Source organism: uncultured Roseovarius sp. (assembly GCF_913054395.1).
In the GTDB taxonomy this organism is placed as follows: Bacteria; Pseudomonadota; Alphaproteobacteria; order Rhodobacterales; family Rhodobacteraceae; genus Roseovarius.
On sequence record NZ_CAJXIP010000206.1, the window covers coordinates 1 to 4,512 of the forward strand.

General features: G+C 60.5%; 5 protein-coding genes. 3 read left to right on the plus strand and 2 right to left on the minus strand.

Going from position 1 to position 4,512, the window contains the following annotated elements:
* Both QZ522_RS17935 and QZ522_RS17940 read left to right on the plus strand, forming a co-directional pair.
* Positions 1–198, plus strand: a 198-nt coding sequence (locus QZ522_RS17935) for a hypothetical protein (RefSeq protein WP_294614810.1), incomplete at its 5' end; no start/stop codon positions are given.
* 145 nt (positions 199–343) lie between these two features.
* Positions 344–2,767 carry an FAD-dependent oxidoreductase gene (locus QZ522_RS17940; RefSeq protein ID WP_294614813.1) on the plus strand — a complete coding sequence of 808 codons (2,424 nt, stop codon included), beginning with the start codon at positions 344–346 and terminating at the stop codon, positions 2,765–2,767.
* 116 nt (positions 2,768–2,883) lie between these two features.
* Here the strand turns inward: QZ522_RS17940 and QZ522_RS17945 are convergent, their stop codons facing one another.
* Positions 2,884–3,132: a hypothetical protein gene (locus QZ522_RS17945; protein ID WP_294614816.1), complete on the minus strand. Its 249-nt coding sequence runs from the start codon at positions 3,130–3,132 to the stop codon at positions 2,884–2,886.
* A 15-nt stretch (positions 3,133–3,147) separates the two neighbouring features.
* Positions 3,148–3,801: an alpha/beta hydrolase gene (locus QZ522_RS17950; RefSeq protein WP_294614819.1), complete on the minus strand. Its 654-nt coding sequence runs from the start codon at positions 3,799–3,801 to the stop codon at positions 3,148–3,150.
* Between the two features lie 159 nt (positions 3,802–3,960).
* Here QZ522_RS17950 and QZ522_RS17955 point away from each other — a divergent pair, with 159 nt between their 5' ends.
* Complete coding sequence (locus QZ522_RS17955; RefSeq protein ID WP_294614821.1) at positions 3,961–4,437, plus strand: Rrf2 family transcriptional regulator; 477 nt, start codon at positions 3,961–3,963, stop codon at positions 4,435–4,437.
* The last annotated feature ends 75 nt before the right edge of the window (positions 4,438–4,512 follow it).

Here is a 4,512-nt window from a genome sequence, read left to right on the forward strand (position 1 = left end):
CCAGCCCAGCTTGGTCAGGTGATAAAGCACCGAACAGCCGAGGACACCGCCGCCGATCACGACAACACGGGTGGTGGTTTTCATGGCAGCTCTCCTTTGGACATCTTCGGTTCAATGTTCGTGGCGCACAGGCGCCAGGCTTTGCCGCATACGACAGGATATGTCGTTTCCATGCAATGGGGGACGAAAGCGCCCTGATCTTCGACGGGGCGAAATCCGGATCGAAATCCGTCGAAAACTTTTTCGGCTTTTTCATCACCGCGACAATTCATGTCGGAAACGGACGTGTAGAGCGGGGGAGGCATGCGCAGGATGTTGGGCAGATATAACCAAGGGATGTCCCATGAAGACCCATGCACAGGCAGTCGTGATCGGCGGCGGCGTAATCGGATGCTCAATCCTTTATCACCTGACCAAGCTGGGCTGGTCCGATGTGGTCCTGCTGGAACGCGATGAGCTGACGAGCGGCAGCACATGGCACGCGGCGGCCAATATTCACGGCCTGCACGACAGCGCCAACATCAGCCGCCTTCAGCATTACACGATGAACCTCTATAACAGCCTTGAGGAAGAAACCGGCCAGTCCTGCGGCGTGTTTCAACCCGGCTCTCTCTACCTGGCCCAGACCGAGAACCGCGAGCATCAGCTTCGCCTGCAAGCGGCCAAGGCCAAGCTTTACGGGATGAATTTCCACGAGGTGACCCGTGACGAGGCCGAGCGGCTTCATCCGCTGGTCAATTTCGACGGCATCCGCTGTATCATGTGGGAACCCGATGGCGGCAATGTCGATCCCTCCGGCGTGACCAATGCCTATGCAGCCGGTGCACGTCAGAGGGGGGCCGAGATCAACCGCTTTACGCCGGTGACCGGCACCGAGCAACAGCCCGATGGCACATGGATCGTGCGCACGCCCAAGGGTGACATCAAAACCCGGTGGGTGATCAACGCCGGCGGCCTCTGGGGCCGCGAGGTGGCGGCTTTGGCGGGCATTCAGGTGCCGCTGCAACCGACCGAGCACCAGTATTTCGTGACCGAAACCATTGCCGAGATAGCCGCGATGGATCGCCGGTTGCCCTCGGTGGCGGATCGCGACGGCGAATATTACCTGCGTCAGGAGGGCAAGGGCCTTTTGATCGGCGCCTACGAACAGGATATGAAGTTCTGGGCCGAAGACGGTACGCCGCTTGACTTCGCGCACGAGCTTTTTGCCGACGACCTTGACCGGATCATGGATAACGTGATGCGCGCGATGGATCGCATTCCGCTCGCTGCCGAGGCAGGCGTGAAGCGGGTGATCAACGGACCGATGATCTGGTCGCCTGACAGCAACGTGATCCTTGGGCCGGTGCCCGAGCTGAGCAATTATTTCATGTGCGGCGGCATCATTCCCGGCTTTAGCCAATCGGCGGGCATGGGATTGATGGTGGCGCAGTGGATCACCACTGGCGAAATGGAATATGACATGTTCGCCTGGGATATCGCACGCTTTGGCCTTTGGGCCAACGACAAGACGTTCGTAAAGGCCAAGGTGCAGGATCAGTATGCCCACCGCTTTGCGATCCACTACCCCAACGAGGAACGCAGCGCCGGTCGCCCGTTGCGCACACGACCGGCCTATGCGCGTCAAAAGGAAATGGGGGCGGTGTTTGGCCTCAACTACGGTTGGGAACACCCGCTATGGTTCGCACCCGAGGCGAACACGGTCGATACCAACGGCTTTACACGTCAGAACTGGTGGGCGCCGGTGGGCGAGGAATGCCGCATGCTGCGCGAACGGGCAGGGATCATCGACATCTCGAACTTTGCCAAGTATCGCGTCAAGGGACCGGGGGCCGAGGAGTGGCTGAACGCGGTCTTTGCCAACCGGATGCCGCGCGCGGTGGGGCGGTCCTGTCTGACGCCGCTGATCGGGGTGCGTGGCGGGATCGCCGGGGATGCCACCGTGACCCGACTTGCCGAGGATGAATTCTGGGTGATTTCATCGGGCATGGCCGAGCGCTATCACAAGCGGTTCTTCGATGCCGTTCCCCTGCCGGAGGGCACCACGTTTGAAAGCCTGACGGATGCGGTCTGCGGGTTCAACGTGGCCGGGCCGAAATCGCGCGAGATGTTGCAGCGCCTGACCAATGCCTCGCTGGCGACGGATGATTTTGCCTTCATGCGCTCACAGCGCATTACCCTGGGCGGGGTCGACTGTGTTGCCCTGCGCGTGAGTTTTACCGGCGATCTGGGGTGGGAATTGCATTGCGCCACCGGCGATCAGGCGCAATTGTACGACGCCCTTCTGGCGGCGGGCAAAGAGATCGGCGCGGGCCCGGTCGGAAGCCGTGCCCTGATGTCGATGCGGGTCGAAAAGGGCTATGGCTCGTGGAGCCGCGAATACAGCCCCGAATACTGGCCACAAGAGGTTGGGCTTTCGGGCCTGTGCAAGATGGACAAGGATTTCCTGAATAAACCTGCCCTGGAGGCGGTTCTTGCCAAGGCTCCGCGCGAGATGTTGGTGCTGTTGCATCTGGACGAGGCGGATGTCAGCGCCTCGAACGCCGACGCCACCGGTGGCGAGCCGATCATGAAGGATGGCAAGGGCATCGGTCGGGTCACCTCGGGCACCTATGGCTATAGCGTCGGCATGAGCCTTGCGCTCGGCTATGTCAAAGGCGCGGTGCCGGGTGACGAGGTCGAGGTGATGGTGCTTGGGCGCCCGCACAATGCACGTATCCTGCACGAACCGCCGTTTGACCCAAGCGGCGCTCGTCTGCGGGCGTAGAATGATCAAAGGCCCCGTGCCGGGTTCGGCTGGGGCCTTTGTTTTATCCGTGGGACAGGTTGCGGCTTGGCGTCGGGCGGGTGAAGCCCACAACACCGTTTGTCGCGCACTCGGGCCTATTCGCCCGAGGTCTGTTGCGCCTCTTTCGCCGCTTTGAACTTTTTCAGCTTCTCGACCAGGTGGGCGCGTGCCTTGATATTGGCGCGACGGACCCGCACGGCCGTCAGAAAGGCCTCTTCCGCCGTCTGCGACCCGGCGCCGAGCACCTTTTGAATCTCGGCGACAAGATCTTCGTCGCCGGTTGCCTCGATCGCCTTGATCACATCCCGCGCGAGTTCGTCGGCCAGATCTTCGGTGACACCCATCGTTTAGGCCCCCTGTTACCGCGAATTCTCGGTCAGGCGGCGTTTGACGTAGGATGTCACGCTGCCGATCATCGGTTCCATATGCGGCGGTTCAAAGAAATGCCCGGCGCCTTCCACCTCTTCATGGGTGATGGTAATGCCCTGTTGTTCATGCAGTTTGTTGACCAGTGCCGTGGTATCGGCAGGCGGTGCGACGCGATCGGCGCTGCCGTTGATGATCAGGCCGGAGGCCGGGCAGGGTGCGAGGAACGAGAAGTCATACATATTGGCCGGCGGGCTGACCGAGATGAAGCCGGTGATCTCGGGGCGGCGCATCAACAGCTGCATGCCGATCCAGGCCCCGAAGGAAAAGCCCGCAACCCAACAATGCTTGGAGTTGTTGTTCATTGATTGCAGGTAATCGAGTGCCGAGGCCGCATCGGACAATTCGCCCACGCCCTGATCATATTCACCCTGAGACCGCCCGACGCCGCGGAAGTTGAAGCGCAGAACAGTGAAGCCCATGTTGTAAAAGGCGTAGTGCAGGTTGTAGACAACCTTGTTGTTCATCGTGCCGCCAAACTGCGGGTGCGGGTGGAGCACGATCGCAATCGGGGCATCTTTTTCTTTTTGGGGATGGTAGCGGCCTTCGAGACGGCCTTCCGGGCCGGGAAAAATTACCTCGGGCATGTGTTCCCTTTATCCTTATTGAGAGGCGCGCGCGATATTCTTGACGAAATCGCTCAAGCACCTTAGAAGCGTTCTAAATTGCGACCGGGGCCATAATGGCTCAAAGGGAGATAAGCCTTGCGGTGCGCAAGGTCAATCTGTTCGCAGGGGAGAGAGCCAATGAAACTGAGCACAAAGGGCAGATACGCAATGGTTGCGCTGGTGGATATCGCGCTTCAGCCGGACGGCGCGGTGGTAACACTGGGCGAGGTGTCGCGGCGCCAGGATATTTCGCTGCCCTATCTGGAACAACTCTTTGTCAAGCTGCGCCGTGCGGAACTGGTCGCTTCGGTGCGCGGTCCGGGGGGCGGGTATCGCCTTGCGCGGCCCGCGTCAGAGATCAGGGTGGCCGATATCCTTGCGGCGGTAGATGAGACAGTGGATGCGTTGCACAAGGGGGCTGGTGCTTCGGGCGGAGCGTGTGGGTCGCGCGCGCAATCCATGGCCAACCGCCTTTGGGAGGGGTTGAGCGCGCAGGTCTATGTGTTCCTGCATCAGACCCGTTTGTCCGATATTGTGGAGAACGACTTGGCGCCATGCCCGGCCGTACCTACCTTGTTTTCTGTTGTGGACGAAGTGGCGGATGAAAAGGCCTGATGCGCGCCTATTTGGATCATAATGCAACAACCTTGCTGCGGGCTGAGGCGCGTGAGGCGATGGTTTCGGCGATGG